The sequence below is a fragment of the Nitrospira sp. genome (genome assembly GCA_030692565.1).
Taxonomy (GTDB): domain Bacteria; phylum Nitrospirota; class Nitrospiria; order Nitrospirales; family Nitrospiraceae; genus Nitrospira_D.
On the sequence record JAUYAO010000027.1, the window covers coordinates 1 to 1,660 of the forward strand.

The following is a 1,660-nucleotide window of genomic DNA, read 5'->3' on the forward strand; positions in this document are numbered from 1 at the left end:
ATGCCAAGGGCCTGCCGATCGGCCTGCAACTCGTCGGCGACTATTTCAGCGAGGCGAAAATGCTCAACGTCGCCCATCAATACCAGCGCGCCACCGACTGGCACAGCCGCCAACCGGAGGGCCTGCTATGAAATGGGAGACTGTCATCGGGCTGGAAGTCCACACCCAGCTCGCCACCAAATCGAAGATTTTCTCCGGCAGCAGCACCGCCTTCGGCGCCGCGCCCAACACGCAGGCAAGTGCGGTCGACATCGCGCTGCCCGGCGTGCTGCCGGTGCTGAACAAGGGCGCGGTGGAATGCGCGATCAAGTTTGCGCTGGCCATCGGCGCGCAGCTCAACCGCATCAACGTATTCGATCGCAAGAACTACTTCTACCCCGACCTGCCCAAAGGCTACCAGATCAGCCAGCTGGCGAAACCCATCGTCGAAGGCGGCGTGCTGACCATCGTGGTGGATGGAGAAGAAAGAACCATCAACCTCACCCGCGCCCACATGGAAGAGGACGCCGGCAAGTCGCTGCACGAAGATTTCCACGGCATGAGCGGCATCGACCTCAACCGCGCCGGCACGCCACTGCTGGAAATCGTCTCCGAGCCGGAGATGCGCTCATCCGCAGAAGCCGTGGCCTATGCCCGCGCGCTGCACACGCTGGTGACCTGGATCGGCATCTGCGACGGCAACATGCAGGAAGGCAGCTTCCGCGTCGACGCCAACGTCTCGGTGCGCCCGGTCGGCCAGGCCGAGTTCGGCACCCGCCGCGAAATCAAGAACCTCAACTCGTTCAAGTTCCTGCAGCAGGCAATCGACTACGAAGTACGCTGGCAGATCGAAACGCTGGAAGACGGCGGCCGCATCGAGCAGGCCACGGTGCTGTTCGACCCCGACACCGGCGAGACGCGCATGATGCGCAGCAAGGAAGACGCGCACGACTACCGCTACTTCCCCGACCCCGACCTGTTGCCGGTCAAGCTCGACGAAGACTGGATCGAACAGGTGCGCGCCACGCTGCCCGAACTGCCCGCCGCGATGCAGGTGCGCTTTCAGGCCGAATACGGTGTCTCGCCTTACGACGCCGCCGTGCTGACTAGCTCGCGCGCGCTCGCCGCCTACTTCGAGACTGCGGCCCAAAAATCAGGGCAGCCCAAGCTCGCCGCCAACTGGGTGATGGGCGAGCTCTCGGCCGCCTTGAACAAGGCCGACCTCACTATCGAACGCAGCCCGGTTTCCGCCACCCATCTCGGCGCGCTGATCGCCCGCATCCACGACGGCACGCTGTCCGGCAAGCTGGCCAAGCAGGTGTTCGAAGGCTTGTGGGAAGGTGCGGGCGAAGTCGACGCCATCATCGAGGCGCGCGGCCTCAAGCAGATGTCCGATTCCGGCGAACTGGAAAAAATCATCGACGAAGTCATGGCCGCCAACGCCAAGTCGGTCGAGGAATTCCGTTCCGGCAAGGAAAAGGCCTTCAACGCGCTGGTCGGCCAGGTCATGAAAGCCAGCAAGGGCAAGGCCAACCCGGCACAGGTCAACGAGTCGCTCCGAAAAAAACTGACGGGTTGAAGCACGAAACTGCCCGCGTTGAGCCGGGCTGGCTGGCGCTATACACTCCCCAAAAATAACCCCTGGGGAGGGTGAAAATGGTCCGGATTCAGCCGCTCGGCA

General features: G+C 63.2%; 1 protein-coding gene. It reads left to right on the forward strand.

Translation table 11 applies throughout. The features are described from left to right. Window positions 1-127 precede the first annotated feature (127 nt). Window positions 128-1,558 carry an Asp-tRNA(Asn)/Glu-tRNA(Gln) amidotransferase subunit GatB gene (gatB, locus tag Q8N04_06755; GenBank protein MDP3090360.1) on the forward strand — a complete coding sequence of 477 codons (1,431 nt, stop codon included), beginning with the start codon at window positions 128-130 and terminating at the stop codon, window positions 1,556-1,558. Window positions 1,559-1,660: the final 102 nt, after the last annotated feature.

Excerpts from the sequence above, each read along its gene's own strand:
- gatB (MDP3090360.1), top strand. The coding sequence starts at position 128 with ATGAAATGGGAGACTGTCATCGGGCTGGAAGTCCACACCCAGCTCGCC.